Here is a 15,482-nt window from a genome sequence, read left to right on the forward strand (position 1 = left end):
CTCTTACTTTCCCTTAAGTGGGATTTCTTTCCAATCTACACCCTTATTGATTTGTTCGGTATTCATTAATAACTGTGAAAATTTGTATTGTCCCAATCGTATTTTAAATAATTCTTCTGCTTCAAAAAATACATTTAAAATCTCGCTTTCTTTCGCTTCGATGATATCTTCGTACAAGAAAACTTTTGCCGCTAAGTTTGTCGAATGGATAAAACTTTCTTTTCCTTCGATTGCTTCATAGATATCTAACATCGTAAAATCCTCGGCTTTTTTTGCTAAAATAAAGCCACCGTCTTTCCCAGCTTCCGAAGTTACCAGACCTGCAACGACTAATTGCCGCATCACTTTTTTTAGATAAGAATCGGAAATCCCTAGACGTTCACTGATTGTGTAGCTTTTTAATGGTTTTGCTTTATCCTGGGTTTCTAACATAATGAGAATACAAATTGTCTGCTCAATGCCATTTTTAAGTTTCATGAGTCGCTCCTTTTGTGGATATGTTTTATCTATGGATATATAATATCTCTTATTAGGGAAGATAGCAAGCTTTTTTTTGCAAAAAAATAACGCATCAGTGAAATCCACTGAGACGTTATTTATCATGCGCTCGCGAATTGCTCCGGCGTTATTCCTTCCATTCCGATCATCGGATCGATTTCTTCCACATTTGTCATGGTCAGGACTTTCAAACTGCTTGTTTCATCGAGCAACACATCTTCGCTCACAAGTCTGTCATATAACGTGGTATTGCGTGTATGCTCATTGATTCGTTCGACACCAGCTCGAAAAGCTTCTTCTTCGCCGCATATAATCAAAAACTGACTACTTCTTGTAACGGCTGTATACAAGAGGTCGCGTCGTAGCATCCGGTAATAGCTTTTCACGACCGGCATGATGACGATCGGGAATTCACTCCCTTGCGCTTTATGGATCGAACAACAATACGCATGCGTGATCTGCGTGAATTCCTGCCGATAATACGTCACTTCGGTCTGATCGAATTCCACAACGATCATATCTTGTTTTTCTGTATTTTCTTTTGCATAAATAATCGAGACGATTTCGCCGATATCACCATTAAAAACATTCTTTTCCGGCTGATTGACAAGTTGAAGCACTTTATCATGTATCCGATATTTGATATCGCCGAAAGCAACTTCTTTACGCTTACCCGTATCATTTGGATTAAAAATTTCCTGCAGTTGGCGATTCAAAATATCGATCCCGGCTGGACCGCGGTACATCGGTGCCAGAACTTGAATGTCCTTCGCCCGGAATCCCTTTGCTTTGGCATTTTTGACCACTTGTTCTACGACGTCACTGATTTGACCAACTTGGCAATGAAAGAAAGAGCGGTCTGCGCTGTTTTTCGTAAAATCCGGAGGTAATTGTCCCTCTTTGATTGCATGCGCCATTTCAATGATCGAAGAGCCATCCTTTTGGCGGTAAATATCAGTCAGTTCCACTGTTGGGAGCTGTTTCGATTCAAGGATATCTTTCAGCACTTGACCTGGACCGACTGACGGCAATTGATCCTGATCGCCTACCAAGATAACTTGCATATGCGCAGGAAGTGCGCGAAAGAGCTGGTTCGCCAGCCACACATCGACCATCGACATTTCGTCCACGATAAGCAAGCGTCCATCGATAGAGCGTTCCGATTCATCATCCAAGTTCTCTTGCCCATTCATGCCAAGCAAACGGTGGATCGTCATCGCCGGAAGTCCAGTCGATTCCGACATTCGTTTAGCCGCTCTGCCAGTTGGGGCTGCAAGCAGGATAGGAAAAGCCGCGCCATCTTTATAGGCATGCGGATCTAAGCTAAGGCCATGGAGTTCCGCAAATAGTTCGACGATCCCTTTGATAACCGTTGTTTTCCCCGTACCCGGACCACCTGTAAGTGCCAGCATCGGTGACATCAGCGCTTGTTTGATCGCTTCTTTCTGCGTTTCTCCAAAGGAAACCTGCAAGCGCTCCTCTAGTTCTCCGAGCGCTAACAAAAATTCTGATTCTGGAAACTGCTCTGCATATTCCGTTTGTTTCATCATTCGCTTCACATGGTAGGCAAAACCGCTTTCCGCAAAATAGAGAGAAGGTAGATAGATCCGTGTGTTTTCCCTTATCAATTTTTGTTCCTCTGCTAAGACAAGCAGTTCCTTTGCTACTTCCTCATGCGAGATCGTTACCGGTTCACTTTCTTGGAGCAAATGGATCACTTCTTGGATAAGCGGCTCTTCTTCCATATAGACATGCCCTTGTTGCATACTGATCTGATCCATTGTATAAAGCAAACCTGCGCGAATACGATCAGGATGCGCACCACTTAAACCGAGCTTACGCCCCAGTTCATCGGCACGCTGAAATCCGATCCCACGAACATCTTCAATCAACCGGTAAGGATTTTTTTCGATCACCTCGATCGCATCTTGTTTATAAGCTTGATAGATACGCATGGATAGCTGAGGTCCAAACCCATATTCATTGAGTTTGACCATGACATGTTCCAGACCTTGATTTTCCCGAAGTGTATCGATCAATGTCAGCGCTTTTGCTTCTGGTAGTTTCGGGACATTATCCAGCAGCGAGGGATCCGCTAAGATCCTACTGATCGCGTCTTTTCCAAGTGTATCAACGATGTTTTCCGCAATAACCTTGCCGATACCCTTAAATAGCTCTCCAGATAAGTAGCTGATGACGCCTTCCCGTGATTGCGGCATTTCTTTTTGAAAACGCTCGGCATGAAACTGCTGCCCGAATTTCGGGTGCTCCTTCATTTTTCCGTAAAACAGATATACTTCTTCTTCATGTAAGGCTGGGAAATAACCGGTAACGACGATGTCCCGTTCATCCCAATTCGTGTTCGTATCTTTTACTAGCAAACGAACGACAGAAAACAAGTTATCAGCATTATGGAAGATCGTGGATAAAATAGTCCCTTTAATAAATAATTCTTCTGGCTGTTCTAATAAAGAGCCTTGTTCTTCCATCATTGATCCTCCTAATCGTTGTTTTCTTTTTCCATTTCTTCGATCGCATAAAGCGCTCGAAGTGCCAATTCGTGATTGCTGTCAGAGGCTACGGCGCGTTCTAGGTAGTCTTTTCCGACTACGAGATCGCCCTGCCATGCTAAATAGACGGCACCGATATTATAAAGGCTGTCTGCGTCATCCGGTTTTAATTCTAACGACTTCTCAAGTGCGCCGATCGCTTCTTCGTAGACTTCTGATTTCGCGAGTGCAATACCATATTGGAACCATGCTTCTCTATCTTCTGGAGCTAGTTCGACGCTCCGCAATAAATAGGGAATCGCCAGTTTATTTTGCTCTAATTGTACAAAGGACATTCCTAGCATAAAGTAAAGATCGCCATTTTCCATTCCGTTCTTCTGCGCCAATGTGAATGTTTCTGCCGCTTTTTGATAGCGTTCCAATTCATAATATAAACTACCCAAGCTGTAATAAGCAGCAGGAATCGTATTGTCCAGTTCCAAAGCTTTATTGAAAAACAATTCTGCCCGTTCGAAGTCGTCCATGGAAAGCAGAACGTTCCCGAAGTTCAAATAACCGATCGGCTCTTCTGGATTTTCTTCGATCACTTCTGTAAATGTTTTAACCGCTTCTTCTAGTTTTCCTTCTTGCATATATGTAATACCTAATTGATTTTTATCCATAATAACCCCTTTTTCCAAGTTTCTTTCTTTTATTTTATCATAAAAAAGAAAAGTAGCCATGCGATTCCTCTTGAAATGCAGAGAAACATGGTGATCGTCCTTTTTTCAAAAGAAAAAGTGGTTATCATTATTGATAACCACTCTCTTTTAACCTACATAATCCAATTGTTTTTCATTTTTATAAACAGTATCGATCGTGGCACCACCCAAACAGATATCACCATCATAAAAGACAACGGCTTGTCCCGGCGTGATCGCACGAACTGGTTCGTCAAAAACGACTTTCGCTGTGCCATTTTCTGTTAGATAAACTGTGACGCCTGAATCGACTTGGCGATAGCGGAATTTCGCTGTACAATGAAATACCGTTTCTTTCGGGCGGTTCGATGTGAACGATACATCTGTAGCGATCAGCATGTCAGAATATAAACTGTCATGATGGAACCCTTGTTCCACGAACAACACATTGTTTTCTAAATCTTTACCAGCCACAAACCAAGGTTCCCCGTCTCCGCCAATGCCTAAACCATGGCGTTGACCGATCGTATAGTACATCAAGCCATCATGCTTGCCCATCCGCTTGCCTGTCAATGTGCGCATTTCCCCAGGTTGTGCAGGCAGATATTCACTCAAGAATTGTTTAAAGTTGCGTTCTCCGATAAAGCAGATCCCCGTGCTATCTTTCTTATTCGCAGTCGCTAAGCCGGCTTTTTGTGCAATGTCGCGCACTTCCGATTTTTCCATTCCACCAAGCGGGAACATAACTTTAGAAAGTTGTTCTTGGGAAAGTTGATTTAAAAAATAAGTTTGATCTTTATTATTATCTACTCCGCGAAGCAATTGCACTTCGCCATCCACGATTTCAGTGCGTGCATAATGGCCGGTAGCAACATAATCTGCGCCTAAGCTTTCCGCATGTTCCAGAAAAGCTTTGAATTTGATTTCTTTGTTACACATAACATCAGGATTTGGCGTTCTACCTAACTTATATTCAGCTAGGAAATAAGTGAATACTTTATCCCAATACTGCTTTTCAAAATTGACCGCATAATACGGGATACCGATTTGATTAGCTACGCGGATAACATCTTCATAATCTTCGGTTGCTGTACAAACGCCGAATTCATCTGTGTCATCCCAATTTTTCATAAATATACCAACGACATCATATCCTTGCTGTTTCAGCAGGTAGGCTGTAACGGACGAATCAACGCCGCCTGACATCCCGACTACAACGCGGATATTACTGTTATCTTTCACTATTTTTCACTCACTTTCTTTTTCAGCCGTTTTACGATCCCGACTACTTTTTCTGCTGCGTATTCCACTTCTTCTAAAGAATTCCCCAACCCAAAACTGAATCTGACTGTTTCCTGGATACCGGGATGCTCTTCGCCATAAAGCGCTACGAGTACATGAGAAGGATCGACAGTTCCGGCTGTACAAGCAGAACCGCTTGATACAGCGATGCCTTCCATATCCAGATTCATTAATAGCTGTTCGATCGACACATCCGGGAAGCGAACGCTGAAGACATGTGGCAAGGTAGAGGCACTTGCGCCATTTACGCTGAAGTCTATCCCATTTTCGCGCCAGAACTCGGCCATTCGTTGTTTAAAGAATAGATAATCTTCGGTTTTCGCTGCGCGTTCTTTATGGATGATTTTTTGTGCAGCGTTCATCCCGGCAATGCCGGCTAAGTTTTCAGTTCCAGCACGGCGCTTGCGTTCTTGTTCACCACCGTGGAATGGATATTCTAATCTTACACCATTTTTACAGTATAAGAAGCCGATTCCGCGGGGGCCATTTATTTTATGGGAAGAGGTAGATAAAAGATCAATACCCATCGCTTTTACATCGATCTCGGCAAGACCATACGCTTGAACAGCATCCGTGTGAAAAACAGCCTGATGTTCCGACAACAATTCGCCGATCTCACTGATTGGCTGAATTGTGCCGATCTCGTTATTTCCGTACATGATGCTGACTAAGATCGTATCTTCTCGCAATGCTGTTTTCAGCTCTTGAAGTTCGATCACTCCCTCGCTATTGATCGGCAAGTAAGTAACTTCAAACCCTTTCGTCTCTAAAAACTCACATGCGCGAAGAACAGCATGATGTTCGATAGTAGATGTAATGATATGTCTGCCTTTTTCTTGATTAGCATATGCAGCGCCGATCACAGCGGTATTATCACTTTCAGTACCGCCACTTGTAAAAATAATCTCTTTCTCATCCGCATGGATACTTGCTGCTATCTCTGCACGGCATTCGTCGAGCACCTTACGTGCTTCTCTTCCAGCAAAGTGGATGCTGGATGGATTGCCATAGCTGCCAGAAATTGCTCCAAGCATCGCCTGCACGACTTCTGGATGAATCGGACTTGTAGCTGCATGGTCCAGGTAAATTCTTTTTTCCACCAAAATCGCTTCCTTTTTTGTCATCAATTTGAATCGATAATTATTGTAACAGCTATCCTTTCGGAAAGCAAAAACACTGACTTTTTTAATAAAAAAAGAAACCCCAATCGTACCGTTAGGATTCCCGTCCTTTGAACCCGCAGTTAATGCAGGTGGGTGCCTTGTCAGACGTTTTACACTTCCTCGTGTGGAGGCATGTGCGCTGCGCCTGAACTCCAGGCTCCCAAGGTAATAAAAATTGTTCGGTTCAAAAATAATGGGAACTACTCGAATACATTAGGGTTTCTTTTCATCATTAGAATAGCATAGATTAAAAAAATTTACAATCATTGATACTCTAATTTCACTTTTTATTTTGGTTGATTTTTGTATAAACCCCCGCGATAGTTTGTTCAAATTTAGAATTTTCTTTTGGCTCATAGTAACGTTTATTAATCAATTTATCCGGAAGATACTGTTGATCCACCCACGCATTTTCATAGCTGTGTGGGTATTTATAGTCTTGCGCACGACCAAGTTTTGCCGCGCCTTGATAATGGCCGTCCCGCAAGTGATCGGGGACTTCGCCACTATGCCCTTTACGGATATCTGCAAGCGCTGCATCGATCGCCATGATCGCCGAATTTGATTTTGGCGATAAACATAGTTCGATCACTGCGTTGGCCAGCGGAATGCGCGCTTCTGGAAAGCCGATTTTTTCAGCGGTTTGAATCGCTGAGAGTGTGTGGACAGCTGCCTGCGGATTGGCGAGGCCGATATCTTCATACGCCATGACGAGCATTCTCCTACTGATGCTGATCAGATCGCCTGCTTCGATCAGGCGTCCCATATAATGAAGTGCCGCATTAACGTCACTTCCTCGAACCGATTTTTGAAATGCGCTGAGCACATCGTAATGGGCATCCCCATCTTTATCGTGCGCTAAGCTCTTTCGCTGCAGACATTCTTCTGCCACTTCCAAGCTAACATGAATCACGCCTTTTTCATTGGTTTCGGAAGAAACGACTGCAAGTTCTAAAGCATTAAGAGCACTGCGGACATCTCCATTACTGGCTGTTGCGAAATGCTCTCTCGCTTCCGGAGCTAATTCCACTTGATAATCGCCCAGACCATTTTCCGTATCTGCCAAAGCACGATCGATCGTTTTTTCGATATCTTCTATTGTTAATGGTTTTAATTCAAAAATCTGCGTACGACTTCTGATCGCCGGGTTGATCGCGATATAAGGATTACTGGTGGTAGCGCCGATCAAAATGATCGCACCGCTCTCTAAATGCGGTAGCAGAAAGTCCTGCTTCGCTTTATCAAGGCGATGAACTTCATCTAACAGTAAAATTACTGTCCCGCTCATTTTCGCTTCGGCAGCAACGACTTCCATATCTTTTTTATTATTGGTTACAGCATTTAGCGTGCGAAACGCATATTTCGTGCTGCCGGCGATCGCACTTGCAATCGAGGTTTTACCGATGCCCGGCGGACCATAGAGAATCATGGAGGAAAGCTGTTTTGCCTTCACCATACGGTTTATGATCTTACCTTCTCCTACTAAATGGGTTTGACCCACGATCTCATCCAGTGATTTTGGACGCATACGGAAAGCAAGGGGTTGAATTGCCATCGTAGCCCTCCTCTTTTATTCTTCGTTCTTATACTCTATTATATCATAAGAACGTTTGTTTCCATAGTGGAGAATCTTGTTTGCTAATTCCTAGTAGTTTGGTTATAATAATAGTGGTTTTAATGACGTGGAGGTTTTTTAAAATGAAAATTACAACAAAAGGCCGTTATGGTTTGACGGTCACACTGGAACTTGCCCGCCAAGTTGGAAATGGTCCGATTTCTTTGCGTAGTATTGCCGAAGCTAAGGGATTATCCGAACATTATTTAGAACAATTGATTGGGCCACTTCGCAATGCCGGGATCGTCAAAAGTATCCGCGGTGCTTATGGAGGATATGTGCTGAATCATGACCCCTCTGAAATCACAGCAGGCGACGTGATCCGAACGCTTGAAGGTCCGATCGTCCTTGTTGAAGGTATGGAAAATGAAGAATCGGCTCAGCGTGAATTATGGACGCGTATGCGAAATGCAGTACGAGATGTGCTTGATAACACCACCCTTGCCGACTTGCTAGCACACTCGGAAAACGAACGCGCGCTCGAATCAGGTTACATGTTTTATATTTAAAAAGCAGGAGTCCCGTAAAGGGGCTTCTTTTTTTTATTCCGCGGTCTATACCAATCTGCTTTTTGGAAGCGTTTTCTGTTAGATTATCTTACAAAATACATTAAATTTTCTGATTTTTATTGCTTTATCTTTTTTTTCGTGTATGATGAGGGCATAAATAAATTATTTAATGTTAGATTATCTTACAAAAAGAGGAGAGTTGGTTATGGAAGCAGTATTCTTATTTTTCTGTACGTTACTAGTTTGGATCATGACACCAGGAATCGCTTTATTCTACGGAGGCATGGTAAGACGGAAAAACGTGCTAAGTACCGCCATGCATAGTTTTGGAGCAATGGCCGTTATTTCGATCTTATGGGTGGTTATCGGATATTCCCTAGCTTTTTCTCCCGGCAATGGTTTTATTGGCGGAACGGAATGGGCTTTTCTACACAACGTTGGCTTTGCAGCAAATGACAGCTATTCGGATGCTTTGCCGCATATCCTTTTTATGATGTTTCAAATGACATTCGCTATTTTAACAGTAGCTATCATCTCTGGCGCATTTGCTGAGCGGATGAATTTCTCCGCTTACTTGATCTTTATTGTCCTTTGGTCCCTTTTCGTTTATGCCCCAATCGCTCATTGGGTATGGGGAGACGGTGGCTGGCTAAGTAAACTGGGTGCACTTGATTTTGCGGGTGGGAATGTCGTGCACATCAGTTCCGGGGTATCTGGTCTCGTACTTGCACTGATGATCGGCAAACGCAAGGAAGCGGACAACTCGGCTCCACATAGTCTACCATTGACATTGATCGGTGGAACGCTCGTCTGGTTCGGCTGGTATGGCTTCAATGTAGGCAGTGCTTTGACGATCGATAATGTAGCAATGGCTGCTTTTATCAACACGAATACAGCAGCTGCTGCCGGAATCATCGGTTGGTCCGCTGTTGAATGGCTGACTAACAAGCGTCCTACTATTCTTGGAACGATTTCCGGAGCGATCGCAGGTTTGGTATCGATCACACCGGCAGCTGGTTTTGTTTCCGTTCCCGGCTCACTTATTATCGGCTTGGTCGGTGGCGCCATTTGTTTCTGGGGTGTATTCTGGTTAAAAGGGAAAATCAAATATGATGATGCCTTGGATGCATTTGGCCTGCACGGCATCGGCGGCATTTGGGGCGGTATCGCTACTGGTTTGTTCGCGACACTAAAAGTGAATGACGGTGGAGCAAATGGCTTGTTCTATGGGGATCCTAGCCTCTTGCTGAAACAAGTGATCGCGATCGTGGTCACACTCGTTTTTGCCGCAGCAGTTACAGCGATCATTACGCTTATCATCAAACTGTTTGTACCAATCCGTGTAGATCAAGATCAAGAGTTTAAAGGCCTCGATTTGACACTACATGGCGAAAAGGCTTATCAAGATTAAGGAGGAACCATTATGTCACTAACAAAAATAGAGATCATTACACGCCCCAACCGCTTTGATGTTTTTCAAAAAGCACTTAAGGAAATCGGAGTAAGCGGACTCACCGTTACAAAAGCAGTAGGAACCGGCCTTGAAAAAGGAATGATCGAACTTTATCGCGGTACAATCAAAGAAAATAATGTGCACGAACGAATGAAAGTTGAAATCGTCGTATCTACTGTTCCTGTAGAAGCAGTCTTGGAAGTTGTCAAAAATACACTTCGTACCGGCGAGCCGGGCGACGGGAAAGTATTTGTCTATCCGCTAAGTGATGTGATCAAAATCAGCACTGGCGAACATGGCGTGGCAGCCCTGCAAGACAGCCCTCCGGCAAAATGATAGAATACCAAGAAAAACAGTAATATTCTAAAAATACCATGAGAAATTGCGCCTCCCTCTTTCTTTCTAAATAACGAACTCGTATAATAGAGAAGCAAGCCGTTATTTTAGATTGGAGGCGCAATTTTTTAATGCGTAAAGTCCCTATTTTCACCTTGTTAGCATTACTACTTTTAGCTGGAGGCTACTTTTTCTATCAACATCTATCATCTAAAGTAGATGTTACCTTTACTTTTTTAGTAACTAAAAAGCTAGAGGATCACAAAATAAATGGCACGATCGATGGTGCCGGCGATAAAATCGTTACCCTTCCCTTATCGAAGCAGCAATGGAAGAATGTAAAAGCGGGCCAACGGTATAATGTGGAAGCTAATTACTATAACAAGAAACAACCGGCAGGAAAAGAACGTGATGCGCTGAAAGGCCCCTTCTGGTCGAATGATGCGAACCGCGGACTGTTGGCGAATAAAATCACGATTGTGAAAGTCGAGAATATCGAAACGAGTATGGAATAAAAACACATGGCTGACCGTGTGTTTTTTTGTTTGCTCTAAAAAAACCCCGAATGTTTAGGACATTCGGGGTGCTCAACTGCTTTTATTTTTTAGCTTCTTTTTTCTCAACCACCAATTCCAACTCATGCAGTTGCGCATCGCTTACGGTGTCTGGTGCATTTGTAAGCGGATCGGATGCACTGCCGGTTTTCGGAAAGGCAATGGTGTCGCGAAGATTCGTCCGCTTTGCCAAGATCATGACGATACGATCGAGACCTAATGCGATTCCTCCATGCGGTGGGAAACCGTATTCCAATGCTTCTAGCAAAAAGCCGAACTGTTCTTGCATTGCTTCATCACTAAAACCAAGTGCACGGAACATTTTTTCTTGCACATCTTTCTGATAGATCCGCAATGAGCCGCCACCGATCTCATAGCCGTTTAAAACAATGTCATAGGCTTCTGCCATGGCTTTTTCCGGAGCGCTCTCCAGAAGCGCGATATCGTCTTCTTGCGGCAGCGTGAATGGGTGATGCGCAGAAACAAAGCGTCCTGCTTCTTCATCGTACTCGAATAACGGCCAGTCGGTGATCCAAATGAAAGCAAGTTCATCTTCATCGATCAATCCCAATTCTTTTCCGAGTTTATTGCGCAATGCTGCTAATGACGCGGCAACAACGTCCTTCTTATCAGCAACAAACAGCAATAGATCGCCGTCTTCTACTTCTAAAATTTCTTTGAGCGCTGTTTGCTTGTCTGCATCAAAGAATTTCGCGATCGGCCCTTTAAGTTCGCCTGCCTCTGCTTTCAGCCAAGCAAGTCCTTTAGCACCGTAGTTCGCTGCAAATGCTCCCAATGCATCGATATCTTTACGCGAATAGTTTCCAGCTGCCTTTTTCGCATTGATCGCTTTTACTTGACCACCGTTTTCGATTGCTCCCGTAAACACTTTGAAGTCAACATCTTTAACAACAGGAGAAACATCTTTGAGCTCCAAACCAAAACGGATATCTGGTTTGTCGATTCCATAGCGATCCATCGCTTCTGTGTAAGTCATTCTTCTGAATGGACGTTCGATCTCGATACCTTTGACGTTTTTCACCACTGCGGCAAGCATCTCTTCCATGATCGTTTGGATCTCTTCCTTGGATAAAAAGCTCGTTTCCAAGTCGATTTGGGTAAATTCAGGCTGTCTGTCACCGCGCAAATCTTCATCGCGGAAACAGCGTACAATTTGGTAGTACTTGTCAAAGCCAGCAGACATCAGCAATTGTTTCATAATTTGCGGCGACTGCGGAAGCGCATAAAAACTTCCTGGATAAACGCGACTCGGCACAAGATAGTCACGAGCCCCTTCAGGCGTACTTTTTGTTAAATAAGGCGTTTCGATGTCTAAAAAGCCCAGTTCATTTAATTTATCACGGAAAGTTTGGGTGACAAGATGACGCATCCGGAAAATCTGATTCATTTCCGGTCTCCTAAGATCTAAATATCGATATTTCAAGCGCAGCTCATCTGCCACATTTACGCCGTCTTCGATATAAAATGGTGGGGTTTTCGAGCTATTTAAGATCGTGATCGATTCCGCCAACACTTCCACTTTCCCAGTCGCGATTTTATCGTTGACCGCGCTCTCTGAACGAGCTGCAACGGTTCCTTCTACAGTAACAACGAATTCATTTCTGATCTTTTCCGCCACAGCCAACGCATCCGCTGAATTAGCAGGGTTAAAGACCACTTGAACGATCCCCTCGCGGTCGCGCAAATCAATAAAGATCAAGCCGCCTAGGTCACGACGTTTTTGTACCCAACCGTGTAAAATCACTTTTTTATCAATGTCTTGCTCGGAAACTTGTCCGCAATATGTCGTTCGCTTTTTCATTGATGTTCCTCCTTCAATGTTTGTAATTTTTTAGAAATCGTTGCAGCGATCGCATCTTCGGCAATTGCTGTTTGTTCACCGCTTTTCATATCTTTCAATTTATATACCCCGCTTGCGAGTTCCTCTTCGCCGACGATGATCGTGAACAGCGCATTTTTGCGATCCGCGTCTTTCAGTTGGCCTTTTAATTTGCGATCTTGGTAGTCTTTTTCAGCGCTGATTCCTTGCTGACGGAGGGTATTCATAATACTCATCGCTTTGACTGCGGTTCCCTCGCCCGCTGTAATAACATAACACGCAAGCGCTTTTTCTTCTGGAATGATCACTTCTGCTTTTTCTAGCGCTAACAACACTCGCTCTACTCCGATACCAAAACCGATACCGGGGGTTTCCGGCCCGTCAAATTCTTGAACAAGGCCATGATACCGACCGCCGCCGCACAGCGTTGTTTTTGCTCCAAAGCCTTCTTCGACACTCATGATCTCAAAGGTAGTGTGATTATAATAATCCAGCCCGCGAACCATAGTTGGATCGATCTCATAGTCCAAGCCAACTGCATCTAGATAACTTTTTACTTTATCAAAATAAGCCGTGGACGCTTCATTTAAATAATCCAAGATCGACGGTGCCGATTGTACTAATGGATGATCGTGATCTTTTTTACAGTCCAATATCCGTAGTGGATTTTTATACAGACGATTTTGGCAGTCCGCACAAAATTCATCGATCCGTGGTTCGAAATGCGCGATCAAAGCTTCCCGGTGTCTCAATCTGCTTTCCTTATCACCCAAACTATTGATAACTAATTTCGTATTGCTAAGTCCGATTTTTTGGAAAAAGTGCATCACCAGAGTAATCACTTCTACATCGATCGCCGGATCATAACTTCCGAGTGCTTCGATCCCCATTTGGTGGAACTGACGTTGTCTACCGCCTTGCGGACGTTCATAGCGGAACATCGGTCCTTTATAATAGAGCTTATTCGGCTGATTGGGAGAACCGAACATCTTATGTTCGACAAATGCCCGCACAACAGAAGCAGTACCTTCTGGCCGAAGTGTCAAGCTTCTGCCACCTTTATCTTCGAAGGTATACATTTCTTTCGTTACGATATCGGTAGAGTCCCCCACACCGCGTTCAAATAGTTCTGTATGTTCAAAAATCGGCGTGCGAATCTCCTGATATTGGTAATCCGTACAGATCTCTTCAAAAGAACGTTCCAAAAAGTGCCATTTCGCGACTTCTTCTGGTAAAATATCACGCGTTCCTCTTGGTAATTGAATTTTCATTTTTTATCCTCCCTATCAAAAAAACCCCCGTCCCTTGTTCCGAAAAACAAGGGACGAGAGTTTGACTATACACCCGTGGTACCACCCTAATTAGGATCCTGTTTGATCCTCACTTGAATTCCGTTAACGCCGGTAATACGTTTCTGTTTACACAGCTCTCTAATAGAAAGCTTTCAACAGAAAACCTCTGAAGTGTCTTTCGGAAACCATCACATTCATGGACCTTCCAGCCTAAGGGTCCAACTCTCTATAATGGAAAAAGTTTCTTACTTTTCTTCGTCTCTGGTCAAAGTATGAATATGTTTAGGTTACTAGAAACGAATCAAAAAGTCAATATATTTCAAAAAAATGCGGATTCTCAGCTTTTCTTGTTTTCACAGTGACGAATTTGTGATAGGATTTTAGTAATGACAGTAAATTTTTATACAAAATTGAATAGAAAGCTTCAGGTGGTGGATTAGATAAATGAGAAACAAGTTCCTATTTATTACCATTGTTTCCTTTTTACTGATTGTAGCGGGAATTATGACGACGATCGCAATGGCTCATGCAAATACGGTCGAAGTTCAGACCGAAGTACTTAATGTACGGAATGGTCCTGGACTAGCCTACGATGTAACGAGTCAGGTTCGGAAACATGATCTTCTGCAAGTGATCGGCGAAGAAAATAAATGGTACAAAGTTCGTTTGAGCAACGGCGAAAGCGGTTATGTTGCCAGCTGGCTCGTAAAAAACAAAGATGTCAGCGCAGCAAGTAACAGTCTCGCTACCGTAACATCGGACGGCGGGCTTAATATCCGCACGAGTCCAAGTACTTCTAGTGAATCAATCGGGTTATTACATAAAGGAGATCAAGTCACGGTGATCAGCCAGCAAAACGGCTGGGCACAAGTTCAGTACAAAGGCAAGATCGCATGGATCAATTCTTCTTATATCACGATCAAAGAATCGGCAACCCGCGAGAAAGACAGTTCACTTCAACAAGTGACCGTTCGTGAAAATGCGACAAATATTCGCGAAACAGCAGCTTTAAACAGTAATATCCTCGAAAAAGTAGATGCTGGCGAATCCTTCGACATTGAAGGCGTTCAGGGAGACTGGTATAAAGTTAAAACAACCAACGGCCAGTCCGGTTATATCGCAAACTGGGTCGTAGATATCAGTCAAAAAGGCGATGCCGCTCCTAAACCGAAAACAACAAAATTATCCGAGGCAGTGATCGTTCTTGATCCTGGACACGGAGGAAATGATCCTGGTACGCGTGGATCTGATGGTATCAAGGAGAAAAATATGACATTGAAAATGGCAAATGTGGTGGCAGATAAATTACGTTCATCTGGTGCTAAAGTTATCCTTACACGTTCTACGGATGAATACATCTCGCTCAAATCACGTGCTGATCAATCCTACGAAGATAAAGCCGATGCCTTTATCAGCCTTCACTTCGACAGCAACGAAGAAGATGATGCAAGTGTTTCTGGTCAAACTACCTATTATTACCATAACCGCGATAAGGAACTTGCTTCTTCTGTCAATCAAGCACTCGGCAAAGAACTCCCAACTCCGAATCGTGGCACAAGGGTCGGTGATTTCTACGTGCTTCGGGAAAACACCCAACCTTCCATCTTACTTGAACTAGGTTATCTAAGCTCGCAGAAAGATGAACAAAATATTACTTCCCCAGGTTACCGCACACAAGTTGCAGATGCCGTTTATGATGGCTTATCCAATTATTTTGCAAATTAAAAAGA

Annotated in this window: 13 protein-coding genes, 1 other RNA gene and 1 other annotated feature; of the genes, 5 read left to right on the forward strand and 9 right to left on the reverse strand. The window is 43.5% G+C overall.

Annotated elements, in window-relative coordinates:
• Window positions 1-3 precede the first annotated feature (3 nt).
• The 7 genes from EL241_RS07255 to EL241_RS07285 all read right to left on the reverse strand — a co-directional run bounded on the left by EL241_RS07255 (window position 4) and on the right by EL241_RS07285 (window position 7,708).
• The gene (locus EL241_RS07255; protein WP_036103954.1) at window positions 4-477 is read right to left on the reverse strand and encodes an Rrf2 family transcriptional regulator; all 474 of its coding nucleotides are present in this window, start codon (window positions 475-477) and stop codon (window positions 4-6) included.
• Window positions 478-599: 122 nt separating this feature from the next.
• A complete protein-coding gene (gene recD2, locus EL241_RS07260) occupies window positions 600-2,987 on the reverse strand; it encodes an SF1B family DNA helicase RecD2 (RefSeq protein ID WP_036103951.1) in 2,388 nt (795 codons plus the stop codon).
• 11 nt (window positions 2,988-2,998) lie between these two features.
• On the reverse strand, window positions 2,999-3,670 hold the full coding sequence (locus EL241_RS07265; protein WP_036104446.1) for a tetratricopeptide repeat protein: 672 nt from the start codon (window positions 3,668-3,670) through the stop codon (window positions 2,999-3,001).
• A gap of 147 nt (window positions 3,671-3,817) precedes the next feature.
• On the reverse strand, window positions 3,818-4,933 hold the full coding sequence (gene mnmA / locus EL241_RS07270; RefSeq protein ID WP_036103948.1) for a tRNA 2-thiouridine(34) synthase MnmA: 1,116 nt from the start codon (window positions 4,931-4,933) through the stop codon (window positions 3,818-3,820).
• Window positions 4,930-6,090 carry a cysteine desulfurase family protein gene (locus tag EL241_RS07275; RefSeq protein ID WP_036103945.1) on the reverse strand — a complete coding sequence of 387 codons (1,161 nt, stop codon included), beginning with the start codon at window positions 6,088-6,090 and terminating at the stop codon, window positions 4,930-4,932. Before EL241_RS07275 ends, mnmA begins: the two co-directional genes overlap by 4 nt.
• Window positions 6,091-6,186: 96 nt before the next feature.
• Window positions 6,187-6,376, reverse strand: a non-coding RNA gene (gene ssrS / locus EL241_RS07280) — 6S RNA.
• A 57-nt stretch (window positions 6,377-6,433) separates the two neighbouring features.
• The gene (locus EL241_RS07285; protein ID WP_003755697.1) at window positions 6,434-7,708 is read right to left on the reverse strand and encodes a replication-associated recombination protein A; all 1,275 of its coding nucleotides are present in this window, start codon (window positions 7,706-7,708) and stop codon (window positions 6,434-6,436) included.
• Between the two features lie 143 nt (window positions 7,709-7,851).
• On the opposite strand from EL241_RS07285, the gene cymR reads away from it, so the two are divergent.
• The 4 genes from cymR to EL241_RS07305 all read left to right on the forward strand — a co-directional run bounded on the left by cymR (window position 7,852) and on the right by EL241_RS07305 (window position 10,581).
• Window positions 7,852-8,277, forward strand: a complete 426-nt coding sequence (gene cymR, locus EL241_RS07290) for a cysteine metabolism transcriptional regulator CymR (RefSeq protein ID WP_036103942.1) — start codon at window positions 7,852-7,854, stop codon at window positions 8,275-8,277.
• Window positions 8,278-8,482: 205 nt separating this feature from the next.
• A complete protein-coding gene (locus EL241_RS07295) occupies window positions 8,483-9,688 on the forward strand; it encodes an ammonium transporter (RefSeq protein WP_036103939.1) in 1,206 nt (401 codons plus the stop codon).
• A 9-nt stretch (window positions 9,689-9,697) separates the two neighbouring features.
• Entirely contained in the window at window positions 9,698-10,066 is a 369-nt protein-coding gene (locus EL241_RS07300; protein WP_077912701.1) for a P-II family nitrogen regulator, read from the forward strand.
• 131 nt (window positions 10,067-10,197) lie between these two features.
• Window positions 10,198-10,581: a hypothetical protein gene (locus EL241_RS07305; RefSeq protein WP_003755688.1), complete on the forward strand. Its 384-nt coding sequence runs from the start codon at window positions 10,198-10,200 to the stop codon at window positions 10,579-10,581.
• 82 nt (window positions 10,582-10,663) lie between these two features.
• On the opposite strand, the gene aspS is transcribed toward EL241_RS07305, so the two are convergent.
• Window positions 10,664-12,442, reverse strand: coding sequence for an aspartate--tRNA ligase (gene aspS, locus EL241_RS07310; RefSeq protein ID WP_036103932.1), 1,779 nt, complete (start codon window positions 12,440-12,442; stop codon window positions 10,664-10,666).
• Entirely contained in the window at window positions 12,439-13,731 is a 1,293-nt protein-coding gene (hisS, locus tag EL241_RS07315) for a histidine--tRNA ligase (RefSeq protein ID WP_036103930.1), read from the reverse strand. Before hisS ends, aspS begins: the two co-directional genes overlap by 4 nt.
• Window positions 13,732-13,777: 46 nt before the next feature.
• Window positions 13,778-14,023: a binding site (T-box leader), on the reverse strand.
• Window positions 14,024-14,196: 173 nt separating this feature from the next.
• Here hisS and EL241_RS07320 point away from each other — a divergent pair.
• Complete coding sequence (locus EL241_RS07320) at window positions 14,197-15,477, forward strand: N-acetylmuramoyl-L-alanine amidase family protein (RefSeq protein ID WP_036103927.1); 1,281 nt, start codon at window positions 14,197-14,199, stop codon at window positions 15,475-15,477.
• Window positions 15,478-15,482: the final 5 nt, after the last annotated feature.

This window comes from Listeria grayi (assembly GCF_900638015.1).
Taxonomy (GTDB): domain Bacteria; phylum Bacillota; class Bacilli; order Lactobacillales; family Listeriaceae; genus Listeria; species Listeria grayi.

Excerpts from the sequence above, each read along its gene's own strand:
- EL241_RS07255 (WP_036103954.1), bottom strand. The coding sequence starts at position 477 with ATGAAACTTAAAAATGGCATTGAGCAGACAATTTGTATTCTCATTATG.
- recD2 (WP_036103951.1), bottom strand. The coding sequence starts at position 2,987 with ATGGAAGAACAAGGCTCTTTATTAGAACAGCCAGAAGAATTATTTATT.
- EL241_RS07265 (WP_036104446.1), bottom strand. The coding sequence starts at position 3,670 with ATGGATAAAAATCAATTAGGTATTACATATATGCAAGAAGGAAAACTA.
- EL241_RS07285 (WP_003755697.1), bottom strand. The coding sequence starts at position 7,708 with ATGGCAATTCAACCCCTTGCTTTCCGTATGCGTCCAAAATCACTGGAT.
- cymR (WP_036103942.1), top strand. The coding sequence starts at position 7,852 with ATGAAAATTACAACAAAAGGCCGTTATGGTTTGACGGTCACACTGGAA.
- EL241_RS07295 (WP_036103939.1), top strand. The coding sequence starts at position 8,483 with ATGGAAGCAGTATTCTTATTTTTCTGTACGTTACTAGTTTGGATCATG.
- EL241_RS07305 (WP_003755688.1), top strand. The coding sequence starts at position 10,198 with ATGCGTAAAGTCCCTATTTTCACCTTGTTAGCATTACTACTTTTAGCT.
- aspS (WP_036103932.1), bottom strand. The coding sequence starts at position 12,442 with ATGAAAAAGCGAACGACATATTGCGGACAAGTTTCCGAGCAAGACATT.
- hisS (WP_036103930.1), bottom strand. The coding sequence starts at position 13,731 with ATGAAAATTCAATTACCAAGAGGAACGCGTGATATTTTACCAGAAGAA.
- EL241_RS07320 (WP_036103927.1), top strand. The coding sequence starts at position 14,197 with ATGAGAAACAAGTTCCTATTTATTACCATTGTTTCCTTTTTACTGATT.